At 47.7% G+C, this 24,281-nt stretch carries 25 protein-coding genes and 1 riboswitch; all 25 genes read left to right on the plus strand.

What is annotated here, in order from left to right; translation table 11 throughout:
- Positions 1-113: 113 nt before the first annotated feature.
- The 25 genes from ychF to C0638_RS10080 all read left to right on the plus strand — a co-directional run bounded on the left by ychF (position 114) and on the right by C0638_RS10080 (position 24,003).
- Complete coding sequence (gene ychF, locus C0638_RS09960) at positions 114-1,214, plus strand: redox-regulated ATPase YchF (protein ID WP_013373455.1); 1,101 nt, start codon at positions 114-116, stop codon at positions 1,212-1,214.
- A gap of 336 nt (positions 1,215-1,550) precedes the next feature.
- Positions 1,551-2,618, plus strand: coding sequence for a peptide chain release factor 1 (gene prfA, locus C0638_RS09965; protein WP_013373454.1), 1,068 nt, complete (start codon positions 1,551-1,553; stop codon positions 2,616-2,618).
- Between the two features lie 3 nt (positions 2,619-2,621).
- Positions 2,622-3,521 (plus strand): peptide chain release factor N(5)-glutamine methyltransferase, encoded by a 900-nt coding sequence (prmC, locus tag C0638_RS09970; RefSeq protein ID WP_058711473.1) that lies wholly within the window; start codon positions 2,622-2,624, stop codon positions 3,519-3,521.
- A 75-nt stretch (positions 3,522-3,596) separates the two neighbouring features.
- Complete coding sequence (locus tag C0638_RS09975; RefSeq protein ID WP_040102696.1) at positions 3,597-4,790, plus strand: FtsW/RodA/SpoVE family cell cycle protein; 1,194 nt, start codon at positions 3,597-3,599, stop codon at positions 4,788-4,790.
- Positions 4,791-5,004: 214 nt separating this feature from the next.
- Positions 5,005-5,697, plus strand: a complete 693-nt coding sequence (gene spoIIR, locus C0638_RS09980) for a stage II sporulation protein R (protein ID WP_058711474.1) — start codon at positions 5,005-5,007, stop codon at positions 5,695-5,697.
- Positions 5,698-5,877: 180 nt separating this feature from the next.
- A complete protein-coding gene (locus C0638_RS09985; RefSeq protein ID WP_058711475.1) occupies positions 5,878-7,161 on the plus strand; it encodes an L-threonylcarbamoyladenylate synthase in 1,284 nt (427 codons plus the stop codon).
- A gap of 143 nt (positions 7,162-7,304) precedes the next feature.
- Positions 7,305-7,865, plus strand: a complete 561-nt coding sequence (locus C0638_RS09990; protein ID WP_058711476.1) for a manganese efflux pump MntP — start codon at positions 7,305-7,307, stop codon at positions 7,863-7,865.
- An 83-nt stretch (positions 7,866-7,948) separates the two neighbouring features.
- Positions 7,949-8,533: a low molecular weight protein arginine phosphatase gene (locus tag C0638_RS09995; protein ID WP_013373448.1), complete on the plus strand. Its 585-nt coding sequence runs from the start codon at positions 7,949-7,951 to the stop codon at positions 8,531-8,533.
- A 78-nt stretch (positions 8,534-8,611) separates the two neighbouring features.
- Positions 8,612-8,693: riboswitch (ZMP/ZTP riboswitch) on the plus strand.
- Positions 8,694-8,899: 206 nt separating this feature from the next.
- The gene (locus C0638_RS10000) at positions 8,900-9,487 is read left to right on the plus strand and encodes a TIGR01440 family protein (RefSeq protein ID WP_058711477.1); all 588 of its coding nucleotides are present in this window, start codon (positions 8,900-8,902) and stop codon (positions 9,485-9,487) included.
- Between the two features lie 121 nt (positions 9,488-9,608).
- Complete coding sequence (glyA, locus tag C0638_RS10005; protein WP_016324828.1) at positions 9,609-10,859, plus strand: serine hydroxymethyltransferase; 1,251 nt, start codon at positions 9,609-9,611, stop codon at positions 10,857-10,859.
- A gap of 148 nt (positions 10,860-11,007) precedes the next feature.
- Positions 11,008-11,916 carry a carbohydrate ABC transporter permease gene (locus tag C0638_RS10010; RefSeq protein WP_439097947.1) on the plus strand — a complete coding sequence of 303 codons (909 nt, stop codon included), beginning with the start codon at positions 11,008-11,010 and terminating at the stop codon, positions 11,914-11,916.
- A complete protein-coding gene (locus C0638_RS10015; RefSeq protein WP_013373443.1) occupies positions 11,916-12,752 on the plus strand; it encodes a carbohydrate ABC transporter permease in 837 nt (278 codons plus the stop codon). The genes C0638_RS10010 and C0638_RS10015 overlap by 1 nt, the downstream gene beginning before the upstream one ends.
- Positions 12,753-12,767: 15 nt before the next feature.
- Positions 12,768-14,033, plus strand: coding sequence for an ABC transporter substrate-binding protein (locus C0638_RS10020; RefSeq protein ID WP_058711479.1), 1,266 nt, complete (start codon positions 12,768-12,770; stop codon positions 14,031-14,033).
- A gap of 350 nt (positions 14,034-14,383) precedes the next feature.
- Positions 14,384-15,013 carry a uracil phosphoribosyltransferase gene (gene upp / locus C0638_RS10025; RefSeq protein WP_013312332.1) on the plus strand — a complete coding sequence of 210 codons (630 nt, stop codon included), beginning with the start codon at positions 14,384-14,386 and terminating at the stop codon, positions 15,011-15,013.
- Between the two features lie 111 nt (positions 15,014-15,124).
- Complete coding sequence (gene wecB, locus C0638_RS10030) at positions 15,125-16,291, plus strand: non-hydrolyzing UDP-N-acetylglucosamine 2-epimerase (protein WP_058711480.1); 1,167 nt, start codon at positions 15,125-15,127, stop codon at positions 16,289-16,291.
- A gap of 167 nt (positions 16,292-16,458) precedes the next feature.
- Entirely contained in the window at positions 16,459-16,722 is a 264-nt protein-coding gene (locus tag C0638_RS10035) for an AtpZ/AtpI family protein (RefSeq protein WP_016822882.1), read from the plus strand.
- A complete protein-coding gene (locus C0638_RS10040; RefSeq protein WP_013312329.1) occupies positions 16,715-17,095 on the plus strand; it encodes an ATP synthase subunit I in 381 nt (126 codons plus the stop codon). Before C0638_RS10035 ends, C0638_RS10040 begins: the two co-directional genes overlap by 8 nt.
- A 29-nt stretch (positions 17,096-17,124) precedes the next feature.
- Positions 17,125-17,949: a F0F1 ATP synthase subunit A gene (gene atpB, locus C0638_RS10045; RefSeq protein WP_040102702.1), complete on the plus strand. Its 825-nt coding sequence runs from the start codon at positions 17,125-17,127 to the stop codon at positions 17,947-17,949.
- Positions 17,950-18,054: 105 nt separating this feature from the next.
- A complete protein-coding gene (gene atpE, locus C0638_RS10050) occupies positions 18,055-18,279 on the plus strand; it encodes a F0F1 ATP synthase subunit C (protein ID WP_007432750.1) in 225 nt (74 codons plus the stop codon).
- Positions 18,280-18,388: 109 nt separating this feature from the next.
- On the plus strand, positions 18,389-18,877 hold the full coding sequence (atpF, locus tag C0638_RS10055) for a F0F1 ATP synthase subunit B (protein WP_040102703.1): 489 nt from the start codon (positions 18,389-18,391) through the stop codon (positions 18,875-18,877).
- Positions 18,874-19,419 (plus strand): F0F1 ATP synthase subunit delta, encoded by a 546-nt coding sequence (locus C0638_RS10060; RefSeq protein ID WP_013373435.1) that lies wholly within the window; start codon positions 18,874-18,876, stop codon positions 19,417-19,419. The genes atpF and C0638_RS10060 overlap by 4 nt, the downstream gene beginning before the upstream one ends.
- 19 nt (positions 19,420-19,438) lie before the next feature.
- Positions 19,439-20,953 (plus strand): F0F1 ATP synthase subunit alpha, encoded by a 1,515-nt coding sequence (gene atpA / locus C0638_RS10065; RefSeq protein ID WP_013373434.1) that lies wholly within the window; start codon positions 19,439-19,441, stop codon positions 20,951-20,953.
- 176 nt (positions 20,954-21,129) lie between these two features.
- On the plus strand, positions 21,130-21,996 hold the full coding sequence (gene atpG / locus C0638_RS10070; protein ID WP_013373433.1) for an ATP synthase F1 subunit gamma: 867 nt from the start codon (positions 21,130-21,132) through the stop codon (positions 21,994-21,996).
- A gap of 122 nt (positions 21,997-22,118) precedes the next feature.
- Complete coding sequence (gene atpD, locus C0638_RS10075) at positions 22,119-23,519, plus strand: F0F1 ATP synthase subunit beta (RefSeq protein ID WP_013373432.1); 1,401 nt, start codon at positions 22,119-22,121, stop codon at positions 23,517-23,519.
- 70 nt (positions 23,520-23,589) lie between these two features.
- A complete protein-coding gene (locus C0638_RS10080; protein ID WP_013373431.1) occupies positions 23,590-24,003 on the plus strand; it encodes a F0F1 ATP synthase subunit epsilon in 414 nt (137 codons plus the stop codon).
- The last annotated feature ends 278 nt before the right edge of the window (positions 24,004-24,281 follow it).

Consider the following 24,281-nt stretch of genomic DNA (forward strand, 5'->3'; position numbering starts at 1 on the left):
CTAAATTCACAGTCATATGCTTGCCGCATGTATAGGTTCTCCTATATAATGTGGGTTGGTAAACTAACAGATGGTATAACGCATATTTTATATAAACGGGAGTTGTTCTGATTATGGCTTTAAAAGCGGGGATCGTGGGTCTGCCGAACGTGGGCAAATCAACACTGTTTAACGCAATAACGCAGGCGGGGGCGGAATCCGCAAACTATCCATTTTGTACAATTGACCCTAATGTAGGGGTCGTTGAAGTACCGGACGAGCGGCTGGATAAGCTGACTGAACTGGTAGTACCGAACAAAACGGTACCAACGGCTTTTGAATTTGTTGATATTGCAGGACTTGTACGAGGTGCCAGCAAAGGCGAGGGTTTGGGCAACAAGTTTTTGGCTCATATTCGTGAAGTAGATGCCATTGTTCATGTGGTACGCTGCTTTGAAGATGAGAATATTACCCATGTGGACGGCAAAATTGATCCGATCAGCGATATTCAGACGATTAATCTGGAATTGATTCTGGCGGATATCGAAAGTGTAGACAAGCGCATTGAACGTTCCCGCAAAAACATGAAGGGCGGCAACAAGCAGTATGCCCAAGAGGTTGAAGTACTGGAACGGATCAAGGAATCGCTGTATGCTGACAAACCTGCACGTAGCGTAGAATTGTCAGAAGACGAAAAGTTGATTATACGCGACCTTCATTTGCTTACAATGAAGCCTGTATTGTACGCGGCTAATGTCAGCGAAGATGGTGTAACGGAAGCTGACAGCAATCCATATGTGCAAAAGGTACGTGAATTTGCAGTGGCGGAAAATGCTGAAGTGGTACCGATCAGCGCCAAAGTAGAGGCTGAAATTGCTGAGCTGGAAGGCGAAGACAAGGCAATGTTCCTTGAGGAGCTGGGGCTGGCTGAATCCGGTCTGAACCGTCTGATCAAAGCAGCTTACCGCTTGTTGGGACTGTATACGTATTTCACAGCAGGTGTGCAGGAAGTACGCGCATGGACTATTCACAAAGGAACAAAAGCACCTGGCGCTGCGGGCGTAATCCACTCGGATTTTGAACGCGGATTTATTCGCGCTGAGGTTGTATCCTATGATGATTTGGTCGCTGCTGGATCTATGAACGGGGCCAAGGAACGTGGTCAGCTTCGTTTGGAAGGCAAGGAATATGTGGTGCAGGACGGAGACGTAATGCATTTCCGTTTTAATGTTTAGTATGCATCTCGGCGTATAACAAACAGAGTTTATATACAAACATATTAAGTAATGATATATGTGTTGCCTGCATGTACCAATTACGTAGTCGCTGCCTGTCCCGGGCGGCGGCTTTTTATATTTGATTCGCATTTCTTTTATTAGTTGAGAGTTTGTTATTCAACTCTTTAGCGAGATTTTGTTTATTCGACTTCAATCGATTTGCGGAATTTTGCAAAATCCTAAATTAGCAAGTATTTTATGTAGCTAATTAATCGAATAGTTGTTATAATAAAGAGCTGTAGCCAGTGAATTTAAAGCTGGTTTCATATTAATTTAACTGAAGAGGTGAATCGCTTGTTGGACCGATTGCAATCATTGGCGGACCGCTACGATAAACTGAGCGAACTGCTCTGCGATCCGGATGTGGCGAACGATAGCAAAAAACTTAGAGATTATTCCAAAGAACAGTCTGATTTACAGCCTGCTTATGAAGCATATACCGAATATAAAACTGTCGTTGAGGAGCTGGACGCTGCTAAAGCCATGCAGGCAGAAAAGCTGGACGACGAGATGCGTGAAATGGTCAAAATGGAGATTGAAGAGCTGAGTGCCCGTAAGCGGGAGCTGGACGAGAAAATTCGTATTTTGCTGCTGCCGAAGGACCCGAACGATGATAAGAACGTTATTATCGAAATTCGTGGTGCTGCGGGTGGGGACGAGGCCGCGCTGTTTGCAGCGGACTTGTACCGGATGTACACGCGTTATGCAGATACCCAAGGCTGGCGTGTAGAGTTGATGGATGCTAACATGAATGACCTTGGAGGCTTTAAAGAGGTTATTTTCATGATTAACGGACGCGGTGCATACAGCAAAATGAAATTCGAAAGTGGCGCGCACCGTGTACAGCGGATTCCGACAACTGAATCTGGCGGACGTATTCATACGTCTACCTCCACGGTGTCCGTGATGCCTGAGGCAGAGGAAGTGGATATCGAAATTTTAGACAAGGATATCCGCGTGGATACTTTCTGCTCCAGCGGTGCGGGCGGTCAGTCCGTTAATACAACCAAGTCGGCGGTGCGTGTAACGCATATGCCAACAGGTATTGTGGCAACCTGCCAGGACGGCAAGTCCCAAAACTCCAACAAGGAGAAGGCGCTGCAAGTTTTGCGTGCCCGTATTTCGGATATGATGCGCCAGGAAGAGGAAGCCAAATATGCAGGCGAGCGTAAGAGCAAAGTAGGTACTGGAGACCGCAGTGAGCGTATACGTACTTACAACTTCCCGCAAAGCCGTGTAACGGATCATCGCATTGGTTTAACCATGCACAAGCTGGACCAGGTGATGAACGGAGAGATCGAAGAAATCGTATCAGCACTCACGATTGCAGAGCAGGCTGATTTGATGGAACAAGAGGTTTAAGTTTTGGGGAACGAACGCGATTGTGTGTATCGGATGCCGCCGGAACGGAACATGAGTGTCAGAGAAGCCTTAGTTGAGGCTTCTTCTTTTTTAGGAAGTTGCGGCGTGTTGGAGCCGCAGCATAATGCCCGCTTGCTGCTGGAACATGTGCTTGGACTGGAAGGTACGAGGTTTTACGCCGCTCTGGGCGATCCGTTCCCTTCCTCCGTCAAGGACACATGGGAACGGATCATCGCCCGCAAAGCTGCGGGTGAACCGGCGCAGTATATTATCGGACAGCAGGAATTTTATGGCCGCCCGTTCGCGGTTTCACCGTCGGTGCTGATTCCGCGCCCCGAGACGGAACTGCTCGTCGAGGCGATACTCCAGCACGGCGACCGGCTGTGGCCGAGCGGTGCTCCGCACGCGCTCGACATCGGTACGGGCAGCGGCGCGATTGCCGTGACACTGGCGGCTGAGCGGCCGCGCTGGCACGTGGCGGCGGGGGATATTTCTGCTGCTGCGCTCGAAATGGCGGCCCAGAACGCCGCTGCGAACGGCGCAGTCATAGAATTCCGCGAGGGCGATCTGTTGGCGCCGTTTGCGGGAACGGCGGTAGACATCCTCGTGTCCAACCCGCCATATATCCCGGCTGCTGACATCGCTGGCTTGCAGCCGGAGGTGCGCGACCATGAGCCGCGGATGGCGCTGGATGGAGGTCCTGACGGGCTTGGCCCGTATCGGGCAATGCTGGAGCAACTGGGGCTCCTTCAGACCCCACCCCGGCTAATCGGGTTTGAGCTGGGGATGGGACAGGCCAGAGACGTGGCTGGCCTGCTGGAACAGGCAGGTCACTGGAAGAACATTCTAATCATTCCTGACCTTGCGGGGATCGAGCGACATGTCCTAGGCGTCTCGGAGTAGTGCTGCATTTTCTTTTTGCGAGTCTTTCCTTTAGAATAAGAGGAGTATGACCGAGAAACGGCTCAGGGGGAAATCATGCTTCAGAAATTGAAAAAAATTGATGGTCCGGTTATTTTTATTCTGGTTTTGCTCATGGCGATTAGTATCATAACGGTATACAGTGCTGGTAGGGGTCCTACGAACTTGGCAGAGCACGGCAACGACTACCAGAAGATGATCGGGTATTATATATTGGGCTTTGTAGCGATCTTGGGTTTAGCGATAGTCGATTTTCGGATATTCATTAAAAAAGCCTTGTATGTATATGGAGGCGGGATATTCCTGTTGATTCTTGGCTTTTTTGGCGGGACGGTTAATAACTCTCAAGGCTTTTTGAAAATTGGTGGCTTAAATCTTCAGCCTGCCGAGGTATTCAAGCTGGTTCTTATCATTTTTTTGGCGTATATGCTGATTAAAAAGCGCAAGAGCAAGCTGTATTTTATTCAAGATGTTCTTCCAGTTGCTCTGGTGAGCTTTGTCCCGTTTGCCATGGTCATGGCACAAAATGACTTGGGTAATGCGCTCGGTTACATTGTCATCGTCATTGGTATGCTATGGATTGGTAATGTGAAGGCATCCCATGCGCTAATCGGATTTATCGTATTTGCAGTCGCCGTTGGTGGAGGGATCAAAGCGTATATCTCGTTTCACGATGAGATTGATTCCTTTATGAAAGGTATTGGCCGTAGTCACTGGGTAGAGCGTTTGGACCCTTGGCTGGTACCGGAAGAAGCAACCGCGAAGGCATCTTATCATACGAAAAATGCCAAACTGGCCATAGCTTCTGGCGGGATGATGGGCAAGGGCTTTTTGCAAGGAACCTCGGTACAGTCCGGGCGTGTTCCCTATACGTATGCGGATTCTATTTTTGTAGTTGTAGCAGAGGAGTTTGGGTTTGTAGGCTCTTCAATGCTACTATTGCTATATTTTATTTTGATTCACCGAATGATCCTGATTTCGCTGGAATGTCGGGATCGAGCTGGCCCGTATATAATTGTCGGGATTGTGTCCATGTTGCTGTATCAGATTTTTGAGAACATTGGTGCGTTTTTGGGCATTATGCCACTTACGGGGATTACGCTTCCATTCATAAGCTATGGCGGTACCTCGTTGCTTATTAACATGGCTAGTATTGGCTTGGTTATGAGTATTAAGGTGCATGGCCAGGAGTTAGAGGATGACCTGCCACAGCCTTCCAGAGTAAGCTTGACGAAGGCGAAAAAAGCCTAGTATAGGTGGATTGTGACTAAATATTGATGGTTATTTGTGCGAGTTGAAACGGTGCGACAAAAGAGTCCAGATTGTGAAATCTGGGCTTTTTTATATTCCTAGGTGACGATCAAGCTTGCAATAGACCTGAATTTTTACGAGATTCATAGGTTTAGACTCTCCCAAACCGGACAGACTGATAGACATGATAGAGTTTGGGTTTGGGGGGACGAAAATGAGAAGTTGGATGAAGCAAACTGCAATGATACTCTTTTGTATATCGATATTAATGATGTCTTGGGAAGGTCAAAAAACGGATGCTGCGATGACCACGGGAGCAAGAGGGACTTTAGCGTCTGGAGTGGCCGCCACAGGGTTGAAGGTAATTCCGCACGATTCCATCCGACTGCGCATTTTGGCTAATTCGGATCGTCCAGAGGATCAGTTGGTTAAGCGCGAAATACGGGATGCCATTGTGCAGCAGATGAATGCGTGGGTGGGTGAGCTGGACAATCCACAAAGCCTAAATCAAGCCAGAGTGTTGATTGATGCACATTTGCCTGAAATTGATCGCTTGGTAGGTTCGGAACTAGCTCGACGCGGTATAGCGTATGATCATCAGGTGGAACTGGCAAGTGTACCTTTTCCGACGAAAATGTACGGTGGTCTTGTCTACCCGGCAGGGAATTATGAGGCACTTCGGGTTACACTGGGGCAAGGAAAAGGACAAAATTGGTGGTGTGTGCTGTTCCCGCCGTTGTGCTTTATTGATGCAGGCAGTGGTGAAGCAACAGCACAAACTGTATCGGCAAAAACGAGTCAAGAAGACAATCGAACGAATGCTGCTGACAAAGAGCCGGAAGTACGTTTTTTCCTGTGGGATGCCCTTACGGGTCTGTGGAGCTGGGTGAGTGGTTTGTTTGCCTAAACGTCTCGCCAGAGCTATGGAAAAGAGAACAACGAGTGTAAGTTTCCCCATATGTTATAATGGAACTTACGATAGATATACAGATAGCAGAGCCAAATTGATCTGATTTGTTAAAGTGGGTTTTTGGGGATCAGGGCAATGAAATGGCCTGTATGACAATAAGATATGGGATGATCTGATATGAGCGATAAGGTGAATCAAATGAATGACTTGCACGCAGGTTTTGTGAAAAAAGAGATAGCAGAGCAGGAGCAGGCATTACAGCCTTCGCATACACACTGGTGGGATGTAAGATGTCTGGTTTCTGATGAGGACACGACTATACCTGCTACCTTGTCTTTTGAGGTGGAAAAAGCGGCTTCCGTTGGTTCTGTGAACAACACAGACGGGGATGATCCTGACGAGCTTTCAGCTGGACAGGCTCTAATCACTGCGGAAAAGGGCATACGGGAGGCCGCCGTACTTCTCCAGGCTGGAGAGACGGTAGCCTTTCCTACGGAAACCGTGTACGGACTGGGGGCTGATGCGCGCAGCACTAAAGCGGTAGAGGCGGTATTCGCTGCTAAAGGGCGTCCGTCCGATAATCCGCTCATTGTACATATTTCCGATGCTGCTCAATTAAAAGGCATGGTAGCGGAAATAAACGATACAGTCCGAGCGCTGATGAATACATTTTGGCCAGGACCGCTGACCATCGTATTGCCGGTAGTGCCGCAGGCACTGTCATCGCGTGTGACCGCAGGCTTGGACACGGTCGGTGTGCGCATGCCGGATCATCCGATCGCGCTGCGCTTGATCACGGAAGCTGGTTGCCCGCTGGCTGCACCAAGCGCCAACCGCTCGGGAAGACCCAGCCCGACTCTAGCACAGCATGTGCTGGAGGACCTGGAGGGCCGCATCGGCGGCATTTTGGACGGAGGCCCCACGGGGGTGGGACTGGAGTCCACAGTAGTACAAGTCGGTGACGACGGAACCGTCACCATTTTGCGCCCAGGCGGTGTGACTGCTGAACAGCTCGCTACGGTTGCTCGCTCTGTCGTACTGGACCCGGCGCTGGCTGACACACACGGGCAGGACGCCGATAGCCTGGCGCCACGCTCGCCGGGCATGAAGTATACGCACTATGCGCCACGAGGGCGCTTGAGTGTGGTACAAGGCCCGTCGTCTGGTGAAGTGACGGGCTGGATTCGCACCGCGTTGGCGGAGGCTACCGCGCGCGGGGAGCGCACGGCGGTGCTCGCGTTCGACGACCATGCCGCCAGCTACGCCGGAGAACGAGTCTACACGCTGGGCAAGCTGGACGCGCTTCATGAGGCGGCGCAGCGCCTATACAGCGTACTGCGCCGCTGCGATGAGGACGGCGTCACCTACATTTTGGCGGAAGCCTGTCCGCCGAAAGGATTGGGAGACGCCGTCATGAATCGACTGCTTAAAGCGGCAGGTCATCGAATCATCCGTCTGTAGCTTCTGTAAACAATTGAGTCTCTTATTTTAATTTCTCCTCTCTCCTTATCTCTGTTTTGGGTATTTTCAGTGCCTGCTTGTACTGATTTGCCCCTTGTCCGCATAACGTGTACAAGAACAGACGGATAATGGAGGGATGGAGTATGCTGGCAGCCTCTGCCGATGCTGGGCAGGTTGTAACGATTCTGATCATGGCGGTAGCGCTAGGGATGGATGCGCTATCGCTGGGCGTAGGGATCGGTATGAAGGGGATACGCCTGCGAGACGTGCTGCGCATCAGCATTGTGATTGGTTTTTTTCACATCCTGATGCCATTGCTGGGAATGTTCACAGGCCATTATATGAGTTCTTTATTAGGCCATGTGACGACCTACTTCGCAGGGGGATTACTCATCCTTTTGGGCGGGCATATGGTATATAATTCCTTCAAGGGGGACGGCGTACACGTATTGGATCATCGGTCGCCTTTGGGTCTTTTGCTGTTTGCGCTTGGGGTGAGCATTGACTCATTTTCTGTGGGAGTGTCACTGGGAATGTTCCAGAGTGACCTGGTGCTGACTGTTCTGGCCTTTGGTTTTTGCGGGGGAGCGATGGCGATGCTGGGGCTGTTACTGGGGCGCAAGGTCAGCCGTAATCTTGGGGATTATGGAGAAGCGGTGGGCGGTGCTATTTTGCTGGCATTCGGCTTTATGTTTATGTTTTGATTTTAACGTAGACAGTGTAAAATAAATACAGGATTTGAGTAATCCTCTGTTTATATATTTTCAACATACGGGGGGTGAAGACGTTGAAGAATATTTTATTTGTATGCACAGGGAACACCTGTCGCAGTCCAATGGCTGAGGGAATGCTGCGTAAGCTGGCTGCTGAGCATGGTCTGGAACTGGACGTGCGTTCCGCTGGAGTAGCTGCGATGGACGGCACGCCGATATCCCGACATGCAGAGGCGGTTCTGCGTGATCACGATATATCCGATCAGATCACTTCAACTCCTTTAAGCGACGGGCTTGCCGAGTGGGCACATCTGATCTTAACCTTGACACAAGGACATAAACAGCATGTCGTACAGCGGTTCCCCCAAACGGCAGGCAAAGTATTTACGCTGAAGGAATATGTGGAGGACCGGGACGCAGTGCTGAATGACGTACAGGAGTTAGATGGCTTGTATGCTTCACAGCAGTTGATGGCTTCACTCGGACAAGAGCTATCGACGCAGGAGCGTGAACGAATGATTGAATTACACCAACGGATTCCGGGCTTCGATATCTCAGATCCATTTGGTGGTTCGCGTGAGGACTACGATGTCACAGCGGCAGAAATCCGTACGGCTTTGCATAAATTGTTGGACAAGCTAAAAGGTTCTTCCGAATAAAATCGGTACCGTTCCTCTATTTTGTACGGAATCTGTTGATTTTCGACGGTTAATCCGTTAAGATAAGGTGGAAAAATGAGAATCCGGTGTAACTGGCGACAAAAGTGGGATCAACCACGATGGAGCATCGGATATACGGCCGGTCGCCTGGGCAAAAGAGCAATTCCACATAGGTGTGGACTGCTCTTTTTTCGTATACAAGCTACAGCAGATCTTCTGCTGCCTTCTTGTTCTTCCATTTTTTCTGCTCGAAATCTGAAACATCGGCTATAATATAGTCAGATTGTGATCAGGAGAGAGTGTGTTGAACTTGGGCATGAAACCGTGCCTAGTCTCTGAGAGGCTGTTCAACCAAAGGAGGTTCCAATGGTAGAACAATTGGATCATGAGATTTCACTCGAAGCACAGACCGCTTCTGTCGTGCGGGAAATTGCAGAAGCGGCCAGTCTCAAAGCTGGTCGCCTGCTGGTTATTGGCGCAAGCACGAGTGAAGTGGCTGGAAGTCGGATCGGCACAGCAGGAGCGCTCGATGTGGCTCAGCAAGTGCTGTCTGGAGTAGAATCCGTTCGCAGAGAGTATGGCTTTGATGTGGCGTTTCAATGCTGTGAGCACTTGAACCGAGCACTGGTCGTTGAGCGTTCTCTACTGGAGCGATTAGGACTGATGGAGGTTGCGGCTGTTCCTATTCGTACAGCAGGAGGCTCTATGGCTACCGTTGCCTATCGCTCTATGGATGATGCATGTCTGGCGGCGAACGTGCAGGCTCATGCCGGGATAGACATCGGCGAAACGCTGATTGGCATGCATCTGCGCCCAATTGCCGTTCCGTTTCGCCCAAGCCTTCGCTGGATTGGTGAAGCACGTGTGACAGCTGCGTTCACTCGTCCTCCACTTATTGGCGGACAACGGGCAGTGTACAGTCTGGAACAAGAAGCCGGCGGAAACTGCGATTAGCATTTGTCATGTCGGCATGTTAGTACTGATCTTTTTTGCATTAATGATGAGGTACCCAACAGAGGAACAGGCATATGCTTGTATACCCAACAATTTGACCATGGAGAGGGAGTAATCAATCATGATGGAACATCTGCGTAAAAGTGACCCGGCAGTGATGGAAGCAATGGGGCTTGAACTAAAACGGCAACGCCACAATATCGAGCTGATCGCATCCGAGAATATCGTCAGTGAAGCAGTAATGGAAGCCATGGGCTCCGTGCTTACCAATAAATATGCTGAAGGTTATCCGAACAAACGCTACTATGGTGGCTGTGAGCATGTAGATATCGTCGAAGATATTGCACGTGACCGCGCGAAAGAATTATTTGGCGCCGAGCATGCGAACGTGCAGCCTCACTCTGGAGCACAAGCTAACATGGCTGTATATCTGGCAGCTCTTCAACCTGGAGATACTGTACTGGGTATGAATCTGGCACATGGCGGCCACTTAACACACGGAAGCCCGGTTAATGCCTCCGGTTTGTTGTATAACTTTGCTGCTTACGGTGTACGTGAAGACAACTTCCGTATCGACTACGATGAAGTGCGCAAAGCAGCCTTCAAGCACCGCCCACGTTTGATCGTAGCTGGTGCAAGTGCATATCCGCGTACTATTGATTTTGAAGCTTTTGCTTCCATTGCTAATGATGTAGGTGCTTTGTTCATGGTGGATATGGCACATATCGCAGGTCTCGTGGCAGCAGGGATTCACCCTAGTCCAGTTCCTCATGCCCAATTTGTGACAACAACGACACACAAAACGCTACGTGGTCCGCGTGGGGGTCTAATTCTGACTCGCAAAGCGTGGGCGCAAGCGATTGATAAAGCTATCTTCCCTGGTACTCAAGGAGGACCACTGATGCACGTGATCGCATCCAAAGCAGTTGCTTTGGGTGAAGCGCTCCAGCCATCATTCAAAACCTATGCGCAAAACGTAGTTCGCAACGCACAGGTGCTGGCTGAAACACTGCTGGCAGAGGGGATTAACATTGTATCTGGTGGTACGGATAATCACCTGATGCTGTTGGACACACGCAATTTGAATATCACAGGTAAAGAAGCGGAGCATGTATTGGATTCCGTGGGTATCACGGTCAACAAAAACGCCATTCCTTTTGACCCAACGAGTCCGTTTGTTACTAGCGGGATCCGTATTGGTACACCTGCTGCAACTTCTCGTGGTATGGATGAAGAGGCTATGGTTAAAATCGGTAAAATCATTGCTGATACTCTTAAAAATCCAAAAGATGATACTGTATTGTCCAAAGCAAGCCAAGCAGTTGGCGAGTTAACAGACAAGTTCCCAATCTATCCAGGAACCCAATACTAATTCATCGTCATTCCTTTTAATCTTATATGATAAGGCTGTTTTCCTTTCGTTAGCGGAGGGGGAACAGCCTTTTTTGTGTCCAGACGACTCGAAACTTACATTTTTGGGTAATAAGCGATTACAGTAAGGATTATGCGCGTTTTCCTTCATGATCTACGACAAAGGAGTGATTGCATTGAGCCAAAGAAAATCCGCGCAATTATTGCAGCAGCTCGTATTTGTGGGACCGATGGCGTTGTTTTTCGTCTTAATTATGGTCATTCCGTTCCTGTTTGGGCTGTATTATTCCATGACGAACTGGGATGGTGTATCTGAACATGTCCGATGGCTCGGGCTAGGGAATTACGTTCATATTTTTAAAGATGATCCAGATTTCCGTAATGCATTTTGGTTTACGGTCCGTTTTACCGTATGTGGTGTCATTCTAACTAATCTGGTGGGCTTTTTCCTGGCCTATGCGCTTACAAAGCCATTGCGTACCCGCAATGCACTGCGAACTGTATTTTTTATGCCTAATATGATCGGCGGCTTACTGCTCGGCTTCATCTGGCAATTTATATTTGTACGCGGTTTTTCGGCGGTGGGAGAGGCGACAGGGCTATCTTTTTTCAAACTACCGTGGTTGGGTGATGGGCCTACTGCTTTTTGGGGAACTGTCATTGTGTTTGTTTGGCAATACGCAGGTTATCTCATGGTTATTTACATATCCTCTCTAAATAATGTTCCGCACGCCCTTATTGAATCGGCCCAAATTGACGGTGCGAGCCGAAGACAGATTTTGCGTCATATCGTGGTGCCGCTTATTATGCCAGCAGTGACCGTCTGCTTGTTCCTAGCGATATCCTGGTCCTTTAAAGTATTTGAGTTGAATTTGGCTTTAACAAAGGGTGGGCCATTCAAGGCGACTGAGTCTGTAGCGTTGGACATATATAATGAAGCGTTTACAAATAATCGGCTTGGATTGGGAACTGCCAAGGCTATGATTTTCTTCGTGGTCGTTGCGATCATTACCAGCATTCAGGTGCGTCTCACGAAGAAAAAGGAGGTCGAAATGTAATGGAAAAAACATCAAACTATCGTTTAAGCACATGGGTAGCTGAAATATTGCTTATTGTGGTTGGGTTGATCTTTCTAGTTCCGTTCTATTTTTTGCTCGTGAACTCCGTTAAATCTTTTGGAGACATTTTGGCCCATTCCGCTTCGTGGCCGACAACCTTCCGTTTTGAAAACTATGCTAACGCCTGGAATAAAATAAACTTTCCCACAGCACTGGGGAATTCACTGATCGTCACCATCGTCAGCAATGCGCTTTTGCTGCTGATCAGCTCGATGGCCGCCTACCAAATGGTTCGGCATGACACTCTTTTTAATCGGTTCCTGTTCGGACTGCTTGTGGCTGCGATGGTCGTACCTTTTCAATCGATTATGCTGCCGCTTATGGAAGTGTCCAACGTATTGAGTCTGAACAACAGCATACCAGGACTAATTTTGTGCTATCTGGGTTTTGGAGCGCCTTTATCAGTTTTTCTGTTTCATGGCTTTATTAAAACGGTACCTATTGAGGTTGAGCAGGCGGCGAGAGTGGACGGGTCCTCTCGTTACGGGGTGTTTTTTCGCATCGTTTGTCCACTGTTGCTCCCTATGTTCGTGACCGTACTTATTTTGAATACGTTATGGATCTGGAATGATTACTTGCTGCCTTCGCTCATTTTGAATGATCCTGAGCTGCGTACGATTCCGATTGCGACCTATATGCTGTTTGGTCAATATACCAAGCAATGGGACTTGGCGTTGCCCGCACTGGTACTTGGAATCACGCCAATCGTTGTGTTTTTTCTGGTGATGCAAAAATACATCGTTTCCGGCATTGCGGCCGGAGCGGTTAAAGGCTGATGGGAGGGATATCGGATGAAAAAGACAGTGCTGCTTGTCATCTCCCTGATGTTGCTGCTTACATGTATGCTTGCAGGTTGTGGTAATACGAAGGCTCAACAGAGTGGGATCAAAACGATACACATTTATCAATTCAAAGTGGAGATTTCGGAACCGTTGAACAAGCTGAAGGCTGAATATGAAAAAACGCACCCTGGCATCAAGCTGGATATCCAATCTGTCGGTGGGGGTACAGATTACGGTGCTTCGTTGAAGGCTAAGTTCGCATCAGGCGATCAGCCGGACATTTTCACAAATGAGGGTTACCAAGATCGCGATACGTGGTTTGAGTATCTGGAGGATTTGTCGGATCAGCCATGGGTAAAGGACTTGGACGATTTCGCCCGTAAGCCGATGACGGTTAACGGTAAGATTTATGGACAGCCTATGAACCTGGAGGGATTCGGTTTTGTCTACAACAAGGATTTGTTCAAAAAAGCGGGTATAACCAAACTACCTCAGACGTTAGATGAATTGGAGGAAGCAGCCAAGCGACTGAAAGCAGCAGGGATTATCCCTTTTGCTAACGGCTATGCAGAGTGGTGGGTTCTGGGAAATCACTTTATCAATATCCCCTTTGCCAGACAGTCGAACCCGGAGAGTTACGTTGCGGATTTAAACAAAGGAACTGCTCGCATCCCTGGTAATCCCGTGTTCGATCAGTGGGTGAAGTTGCTTGACCTGACTTTAAAATATGGAAACCCCAATCCGCTCACAACGGACTACAACACACAAGTGACACTGTTTTCGACAGGCAAGGCCGCTATGATGCATCAGGGGAACTGGACGCAGCCGCAAATAGATGGAATTAATCCTAACTTGAATTTGGGTATTCTTCCAAGCCCCATAGACAATGATTCCTCTACCGGAGACAAACTGGCTGTGGGAGTGGCCTCAAACTGGGTGGTCAATAAAAATTCTCCTGTGAAGCAGGAGGCAAAGGAATTTCTCAATTGGCTGGTTACATCAGAAACAGGCAAACATTATATCACCAAGGAGTTTAAGTTCGTTCCTGCCTTCAAAAGTATCACGTCCAGTGACGAGACCACAGGTGATTTGGGTGCGGAAATATCTCGGCACGTGAAGGAAGGCAAGATATGGAGCTGGAACTTCCAGCGCTTCCCGAAGGGACTGAATCAGGATTTAAGCAGTAGTATACAAGCCTATATTGCAGGGGTTATTACGAAGGACGAAATGCTTCAGCAATTTCAGGGAGCGTGGGACAATCTGAAGTATAGATAAAGAAATTGCATGGGGTGGCAGAGGCTATATCTCAGGCAGAAAGTTTAGAGCTGGTAGGCTTTGACGGTCAAGGGCCGTCAAAGCCTTTTTGATATGATTTTATATGACAAAAGTCACACGTAAATGGGCCTTGCCAAGCATTTTACTTGTCATATCTTTCCCTTGACAAAAGGTTGCGGTGGCAGGTGTTAAATCAACCAAGGGAATGTTATAATAAACAGGATTTACAGGCACGCATTGCATCTGTGCTTATTTGGTTTGTACAAATAGGTTACATAGATCCTTTCGAATCAGGATGTTCGATATGCTGGTGCGGAAGAACGTGACGATAATACCGGAGGGAATATATTATGGCAAAACTGGTGGTTTGCGATCACCCTTTGATCCAACACAAACTTACATTTATCCGCGATGTGCGGACCAACACGAAAGATTTCCGTGAGCTGGTTGATGAAGTAGCAACCTTGATGGCTTATGAAATTACACGGGATATTCCGCTGGAGAGCATTACAGTGCAGACTCCAGTTGCTGAAACTGAAGGTAAAGTGATTTCCGGTCGTATGCTGGGCCTTATCCCAATTTTGCGTGCAGGCTTGGGTATGCTGGATGGTGTCGTAAAGCTTTTGCCGGCAGCAAAAGTAGGACATGTGGGGTTGTTCCGTGATCCTGAGACATTGCAACCTGTAGAATATTATACGAAGCTGCCTACGGATGTAACTGAACGTGAATTGATCGTAATTGATCCAATGCTTGCAACGGGCGGGTCGGCGATCGCAGCGATTGATGTGTTGAAAAAGAGAGGCTGTACTCAAATTAAAATGATGAATCTGATTGCCGCTCCTGAAGGAGTGAAAGCTGTGCAGGATGCACATCCTGATGTAGACATTTATGTCGCTGCACTGGACGAGCGTTTGGATGATCATGGCTACATCATTCCGGGTCTTGGAGATGCAGGAGACCGCTTGTACGGAACCAAGTAGACTGCTTTTAGCGGTTTGGCACAATCTATGGACGCTAAGACAGATCATCTATCTGAAGAACGGAATGATCTGGGAAGCAGATGTTTATTATGAAAAGGGGTTCAACAGAAAATGTCTAAAATCAAAGTAATGACAATTTTCGGTGTGCGTCCGGAAGCGATTAAGATGGCTCCTCTCATTTTGGAGCTTCAGCGCCATCCGGAGCATATCGAGTCCGTGGTATGCGTTACAGCTCAACATCGCCAGATGCTTGATCAGGTTCTGGAAGTTTTTAATATTCACCCTGACTATGATCTGGATGTAATGAAGGATCGCCAGACACTCAATGAAATTTCCATACGTGTACTTCAAGGTCTGGAGCCCGTATTGCGTGAGGCGAAGCCTGATATTGTGTTGGTTCACGGCGATACGCTGACGACTTTCCTGGCTAGCTATGCAGCCTTTATGCAGCAAATTGAAGTAGGGCATGTGGAAGCAGGTTTGCGGACATGGAACAAGCTTTCTCCATATCCTGAGGAAATGAATCGTCAGCTCACAGGTGTGCTGTCCGACCTGCATTTCTCGCCTACTTCTTTGTCAGCTGGAAATTTGCGGAAGGAAAATAAGCCTGAATCGCGAATATATGTAACAGGCAATACAGTTACGGATGTGTTTCAGTATACAGTTCGCCAGGACTACGAGCACCCTGTACTGGACTGGGCTCAGGGCAAACGCCTAATTCTCATGACAGCACATCGTCGGGAGTCCCAAGGGGAACCGCACCGTCAGATTTTTAACGCGGTTAAGCGGATCGCAGACGAGTTTGAGGATATTGCTATTGTTTACCCGGTTCATCCGAGCCCGGCCGTGAAGGAACCTGCATTTGAAATTTTGGGCAACCATCCGCGTATTAAGCTGATTGATCCGCTGGATGTAGTGGATCTGCACAATTTTTATCCGCACACGCATCTGATTCTTACGGATTCCGGTGGTCTTCAGGAAGAAGCGCCTTCGTTCGGAGTACCTGTGCTGGTGCTGCGTGATACGACCGAAAGACCGGAAGGGATTGAAGCGGGTACCTTGGAACTGGTGGGTACAAGTGAAGAGAACGTGTACAGTCGGACCAAGGCTCTTTTGACAGATTCCGCGTTGTATGAGTCTATGAGTCAGGCAGCGAATCCTTACGGTGATGGACAGGCATCTGTAAGAATTGTCAATGCGATTTTGCACCATTATGGTGTTCAAACAGAACGTCCTGAAGAATTTCACACAATGTTCACAAAAGGCGTTCGTTCGTAATCATTAATCTTTACAAGGTAAGCATACAGTTAAACTGTACGGTTACCAAGGGATACAGCATTTTTAGATGCTTTGTCGACTGATTTTTATACTTTAGGGCGCTAAAATATCTCAATTGACAAAGCATCTTATATTTAAGTAAAATGGACTGGAATTGCAGGGGTGACATGAGAAAAGTGGTCAAACCTTCCAAGCAAAACAACAACCGAAACAACACCGGAAATGCCTTTAAGGCTATAGGACTGGTGAGCGCGATCGGCATTGATTTGACGATATGCACACTGGGTGGTTTCTATGCCGGAAAATGGCTTGATACCAAACTTGGTGGCTCCGGAATTTGGATTGGCGTAAGCGTTCTCGCAGGCTTGGTTGTAGGCGCATTAAGTATTGCCCTTGTGATCGGAAAGGTATTGAGGGATAACCATGAATGAGATGACCCGTATGCAAAAAATGTTATGGATCGTAGCGCTTGGTATTATGGCTCTGTGTTTCCTGGTCTCCGCCTTCATGCCCCAACATCGTGACATTGCTCACGGAATCATTCTGGGAACGGGAGTAAGCTGTCTAAATGTGCTGTATATGGCCTACAAGATTCGACAGGTTGCGAGTGCGGCCGCCGGTGAAAGAAAGAAGAGAGTGTTTGGTATTGGCTTTGGCGTTCGATTAGGGACCTCAATTTTGGCAGTGGTGCTGGCTATAGAATTCCCGGCCTATTTCCATGAGATCGCTGTAATGGCAAGCTTGGTGACCGGACAATTTCTTCTGTTAATTATAGGCATCATATTCGCGCTTCAGGAAAAATGATAGCTCAACTGAGAAAGGGGTGAGAAAACATGTTGCATGAATCACCGATTATCCAATTGGGCGGGTTTAACATTGACTTGTCCGTCATTATTATGCTGGTTGTGACCTGCGCGATTGTATTTGGACTGGCATTTGCTGCAACGCGCAATTTGTCTGTGGACAATCCGAGCAAGTTGCAAAATTTTATGGAATGGGTCGTAGAATTCGTTCAAGGACTGATTTCCAGCACGATGGATTTGAAAAAAGGGAAGCCATTCCTCGCTTTGGGAATGACGCTGATCATGTTCATTTTCGTGGGCAATATGCTGGGTTTACCGTTCGGTATTGTGACTGAATTCGATAATGTGCAAAGTGCCCAAGTATTTGGACATGAAATCATTCCAGTCAAAGAAGCACTGGAACAAGCACAGGCGTCTCACCCGGGCGAAGCTGCCCATGTAGGTATCAGCTGGTGGAAATCACCTACCGCAGATGCAGGGGTATCCATTGGACTGGCATTGATGATCTTTGTCCTAGTTCATTTCCTGGGGATCTTCCGTAATACCAAAGCTTACTTCAAGCATTACGTTCAGCCATTTCCGTTCTTTTTGCCAATTAACTTAATTGAGCAGTTCTCAAAACTATTGACACACGGCATGCGTCTATTCGGTAATATTTTTGCCGGCGAAGTTTTGATTAGTGTTCTGCTGAAAATGACAGCCCTTGGCGTGGGAGGTATGGTTGCTTCCGTATTGGGACTCGTGGTCTGGCAGGGATTCAGTATTTTTGTCGGCAGTATCCAAGCGTTCGTCTTTACGATTCTAACGTTTGTATATATTTCACAGTCCATTGACACGCATGAAGAAGAGCATTAGACAAGCACGTTTTCCGGTTTTTAGTTAAGTTCAGGAGTACGCTTCGCGCTTAACTGCAAATACATGTACAATACAAATACACATCACTAAGGAGGATTTTTTAAAATGGGAGTTTGGGCATATATCGCAGCTGCAATCGCAGTAGGTTTGGGCGCTTTGGGCGCAGGTATTGGTAACGGTCTGATCGTAAGTAAAACAGTTGAAGGTATTGCTCGTCAGCCTGAAGCTAAAGCAACATTGCAAACGGTAATGTTTATCGGTGTAGGTCTGGTCGAAGCCCTGCCAATCATCGGGGTCGTTCTGGCATTCATTTTCTACGCAGGTGCTTAATTGAATGGAAGCAAGGTTTGGCGGGGAAGGCACAGCCATCCGCGCCTTCTTTGTTCGTTTGAATATGAAAGATCCAGAACCGACGTTCACCGGAAAGGAGTGACTTCAATTGAGTTTAAATTGGACAAGTATCGTTTTCACTATCATTGCATTTTTGATCTTGTACTGGTTACTGACGCGCTATGCATTTGGCCCTCTCTTTTCCGTTATGGAAAAGCGGCGTCAACTCGTGTTACAGCAAATGAATGAGGCGGCACAAACGCGTGAACAGGCTACTGCTTATGTTGAGGAGCAAAAGCAGGCTCTCCAGCAGGCGCGTAAGGAAGCCTACGATATTATAGAGCAGTCAAAACAAACAGGTAACAAGCAAGCGGAGCAAATTATTACTCAGGCTAAAGACGAAGCTGTCCGCCTGAAAGACGAAGCTGTTCGTGAAATCACAAGCGAGCGTAATAAGGCAGTTGCTGAACTGCGCAGCGAAGTGGGTAAAGCTTCGGTACAAATTGCTTCCAAACTGATTCAAAAGGAAATCAAGGAAGACCAAGTCCAGGGAGAGCTTGTCGACCAATACCTTAAAGAGGTAGGAGGCAAAGCATGAGCCGAGATACGGTAGTTGCCAAACGGTATGCGAAAGCTTTGTATGAAGTAGCAGAGCAGGAGCAAACCATTATGGAAACCGAACAGGAGCTACGTGCTTTTGTAGAAGCTGTATCGGGGGATGCTGAAATCCGTAAATTCATTAATTCTCCTAACATTACGGAAGCAGTCAAGCTTCAGGTTCTGGCTAGCAATTTTGAAGGCAAGTTGTCTGCGTCGCTGATTAACACGATTAAGCTGCTGATTCAGCGCAGTAGAGCAGATTTGTTCGAATCTCTCTTGGCCGGATATCTCGATATTCAGGAATACAAGCTGGGAATTGCCCATGCTAAGGTGTATTCGACTTATGCTTTAAGTGAGCAGGAAAAAACAGCGGTAGCCGAGGAATTCGGAACCCGTGAACATAAAACAATCCGTGTGGAAAATATAGTGGACCCGAGTCTGCTGGGCGGATTGAAAGTGGTTATCGGCGATACACTGTACGACGGCAGTCTGGCCGGCAAGCTGGATCGTCTCGAGAAATCCTTTAACAGACGAGTATAGAAGATAGGGGTGAACACACTTGAGTATCAAACCTGAGGAAATCAGTTCATTGATTAAAAGTCAGATTGAACAATATAAAAATGATATCGAGGTCGTTGAAGTCGGCACTGTTGTTGAAGTCGGCGACGGTATTGCCCGCGTCTACGGACTGGAAAAAGTTATGGCCGGTGAATTGGTCGAATTCGACACTGGCGTATTGGGCTTGGCGCTCAACGTGGAAGAAAGCAATGTCGGTGTTGTTATTTTGGGTCAATTCTCCGACATTCGTGAAGGTGGTCAAGTAAAACGTACAGGCCAGATCATGCAAGTCCCTGTAGGCGAAGCAATGATCGGGCGTGTAGTTAACCCGCTGGGGCAACCAGTAGACGGTAAAGGACCGATTGCTACAACAGAATTCCGTCCGGTTGAAAGTCAGGCTCCAGGCGTTATGGCCCGTAAATCGGTACATGAGCCTATGCAGACAGGAATTAAAGCTATTGATGCGATGGTACCGATTGGTCGTGGTCAACGTGAGTTGATTATCGGTGACCGTCAAACAGGTAAAACTTCTATCGCAATCGATGCTATTTTGAACCAAAAAGGCAACGGCATGAAATGTATTTATGTTGCTATTGGTCAAAAACAATCCACGGTTGCTCAAGTTGTTGAAACATTGCGTCGTCATGGTGCGCTGGAATACACGATTGTCGTTACGGCATCTGCTTCCGAACCATCACCATTGCTGTACATTGCTCCTTACTCTGGCTGTGCCATGGGTGAGTACTTTATGTACAAAGGCGAGCACGTCCTCGTTGTTTATGATGACTTGACTAAACAAGCGTCTGCTTACCGGGAACTTTCCCTGTTGCTGCGCCGTCCACCGGGTCGTGAAGCATATCCGGGTGACGTTTTCTACCTGCACTCTCGCTTGCTGGAACGTGCAGCGAAGCTGAATGATGAGTTGGGTGGCGGATCACTTACCGCATTGCCATTCATCGAGACACAGGCTTCCGACGTTTCTGCATATATTCCAACTAACGTTATCTCCATCACGGATGGACAGATCTTCCTGGAAGCTGACTTGTTCTATGCAGGGCAACGTCCGGCGATCAACGTAGGTATTTCCGTATCTCGTGTAGGTGGCTCCGCTCAGATTAAAGCGATGAAAAAGGTTGCAGGTTCCCTGCGTCTGGATCTTGCTCAATATCGCGAGCTTCAAGCGTTCTCCCAATTCGGGTCCGATTTAGATAAATCCACTAAGGCCCGTCTCGATCGCGGTGCACGTATGATGGAAATTTTGAAACAAGGTGTTAACCAACCGCTTGCTGTAGAGCAACAAGTAGTGAGCTTGTATACTGCTGTAAAAGGCTTCCTCGATGATATCCCTGTATCGGATGTAAAACGTTTTGAAAAAGACTTCCTGTCTTTCATGGAGTCCGATCATCAGGATGTGCTTCAATCTATCCGCGACACGAAAGACTTGGTTGCTGATAATGAAGCAGCTTTGAAGGCAGCTATCGAGAAATTCAAAAAATCATTCGCCACGTCGGTTTAATTATATTGGAATTTGCCTGTTTATGATGAAAGATGTCCTAAGGAAGCGTACCCTCTGGGTTGTGGCTTCCTTGGCATGTTTTACTCTCAATAACAGGCCCTTTAACATATGTGCGGCTGGATTTTAATCTTATGAAGTTAGCTTTGGTTTGGCCAAAGCTTGAAGGTGGTGAAATCATGGCAAAAGGTATGCGCGACATTAAACGTCAGATTAAAAGTGTGCAGAGTTCGAAGCAGATTACGAAAGCGATGGAAATGGTCGCTGCCTCCAAACTGAGAAGAGCTCAAGAGAAAGCAGAGTCGGCTCGACCTTACTCGGAAAAGCTCAAAGAAGTTGTGAGTAGTATTGCCTCTGGAGCGAATAACATCAAGCATCCAATGCTGGAGAGTCGTCCGGTTAAAAAGACGGCTTATCTCATCATTACATCTGATCGTGGTCTGGCTGGTGGTTATAACGCTAATATTCTGCGACAGGTTACGCAGACGATTGCTGAACGTCACCGTTCACAGGATGAATTCGTGATTTTCATCATTGGGCGAAAAGGACGGGATTATTTCAGACGTCGTGAATTCCCTATTGCAGAATCGGTAACAGATCTATCAGATACACCTGCATTTTCAGATATCAAAACGATTGCTAGCAAAGCCGTACAAGGCTTTGAACTTAAAGAATTTGATGAGCTTTATCTATGCTATAACCGCTTTGTTAACGCATTGACTCAAATTCCAACAGTTGATCGGTTGTTGCCGATGGCAACACCGGATTCAGCTACCGCTTCATCCTCAATTAATTATGAGTATGAACCTTCACCAGAGGGAGTGCTGGAAGTATTGCTGCCCCGTTATGCGGAAACGCTCATTTACGGCGCTTTACTGGATGGTAAAGCAAGTGAACTGGGAGCGAAAATGACGGCGATGGGAGCTGCTACGAAGAATGCTACCAAGTTGATTGGAGAGCTTTCCTTGACCTATAACCGTGCTCGTCAAGCGGCTATTACCCAGGAAATTACGGAAATTGTCGCAGGGGCTAACGCTCAGTCTTAATACGACTGGCTTGCGACTATTTGATAACAGGGTCTACACTATTATGATAAACTGCGGGCGCAAAACAAATCAGAATGGTTCAGATTTGCGGCTGTGCAAGCTTGTAGGAGGGAAACCAAAAGATGAACAAAGGACGCGTAGTGAGCATCATGGGTCCGGTTGTCGACGTTGAGTTTGAACGTGGACAGCTTCCGGAAATTCTGAATGCTATTCATATTGGGACTGTGCTGGAGAGCGGAGTCAAAATTGATCTGACGCTCGAAGCTTCAAAACATCTAGGTGACAACCGTGTGCGTTGTATTGCCATGTCTTCCACAGATGGTTTGGTTCGTGGAGCTGAAGCAATAGATCTGGGAGCGCCTATCTCTGTACCTGTCGGCGAAGCTACTCTTGGACGTGTATTTAACGTGCTTGGAACGCCAATTGACAATGGTGCTGATATGAGTGAAGCGGCTAGAAATCCGATTCACCGTCAAGCGCCTTCTTTCGAAGAACTGACAACTCAGGCAGAGATGCTCGAAACTGGTATTAAAGTTATCGACTTGCTGGCTCCTTATGCCAAGGGCGGTAAAGTCGGATTGTTTGGTGGTGCTGGTGTAGGTAAAACCGTAACCATTCAAGAACTGATTAACAATATCGCTCAGGAGCATGGTGGTATTTCTGTATTTGCGGGTGTTGGTGAACGCACACGTGAAGGAAATGACTTGTACCATGAAATGAGAGATTCCGGCGTTATCAACAAAACAGCGATGGTGTTCGGACAAATGAACGAGCCCCCAGGTGCACGTTTGCGTGTTGCCCTCACAGGTCTAACGATGGCGGAATATTTCCGTGACCAAGAAGGCCGTGATGTGTTGCTCTTTATTGATAACATTTTCCGCTTTACCCAAGCAGGCTCTGAGGTTTCTGCCCTGTTGGGACGTATGCCTTCTGCAGTAGGTTACCAGCCTACGCTGGCAACTGAGATGGGTCAATTGCAAGAACGGATCACTTCTACTAAAAAAGGTTCCGTTACTTCCATTCAGGCGATCTACGTGCCTGCGGATGACTATACTGACCCGGCTCCTGCTACAACGTTCGCTCACTTGGATGCTACAACGAATCTGGAACGTAAAATTTCCGAAATGGGTATTTACCCGGCGGTCGATCCACTCGCATCGAGCTCCCGTATTTTGTCTCCAGACGTTGTGGGTGAAGAGCATTACAATGTAGCGCAAGGGGTAAAACAAATTTTGGCCCGCTACAATGAGCTTCAGGATATTATTGCGATCCTGGGTATGGACGAGTTGAGTGAAGAAGATAAAATGCTGGTAGCACGTGCCCGTAAAATCCAGCGTTTCCTTTCACAACCTTTCCACGTTGCTGAGGCATTTAACGGCTTCCCGGGTAAATATGTACCGGTTAAAGAAACGGTGCGTAGCTTCAAAGAAATTTTGGAAGGCAAGCATGACAACCTTCCAGAAGCGGCCTTCCTTTTTGTAGGAGCCATTGAAGAAGCAGTTGAAAAAGCTAAAACGTTGTAAACATACAGGCAGAGAATAGCCGAGCCTTACGAAGTGAGCTGTCTGTGGACAGCTTCCAGGAGGGATTCAAGTGAGCACCTATTTACTAGAGATTGTGACGCCGGAGCGCCTGGTCTATGCAGAACAGGTAAACAGCATCAGTGTTCGCGGCTCGGAAGGCGATCTTGGGATTTTACCAGGACACCTTCCCTTGGTCACTCCCTTGAAGATTGCACCGGTTCGCATTAAAATCGGTGGTCAAACCGAAGTGATTGCGGTCAATGGGGGCTTTATTGAGGTCCGCAAAGACAAAGTGGTCATTTTGGCTGAGAGTGCGGAACGTTCCGAAGATATTGATGTGGAACGTGCCCGTGCGGCAAGGGAGCGGGCAGAACTGCGGCTCCAGAGCAAGCAGGAACAGATAGACCATCATCGGGCAGAAGTCGCTCTGCAACGGGCGCTTAACCGATTGAATGCCACAAGTATCAGAACCAATAAGAATTAATATTGGATTTTGAGTGGAATTTAAAAAGGGTTCGGCATAGTATACGGATGGAATGACAAAGAGACCACTTCATAACTTCTGCCCAAGAATGCCTGCAGAAGGTAAAGTGAGGCCTTTGCTTCCTTCGATCACTGTGATCGAGCCCTTTTTTAGCTGTCTTTTCCAAAAGTATAGTCCTATTTCTAGGTTGATAGCTAGGTATTTAGTACCTTTTAAATTCGCGAAACAGAAGTGATTATTCACATTTTGTCGAAATAAATGTATTGGAAACAGAAATA

Origin of the sequence: Paenibacillus sp. lzh-N1 (assembly GCF_002872435.1) — a bacterium.
Classification (GTDB): Bacteria; Bacillota; Bacilli; order Paenibacillales; family Paenibacillaceae; genus Paenibacillus; species Paenibacillus polymyxa_C.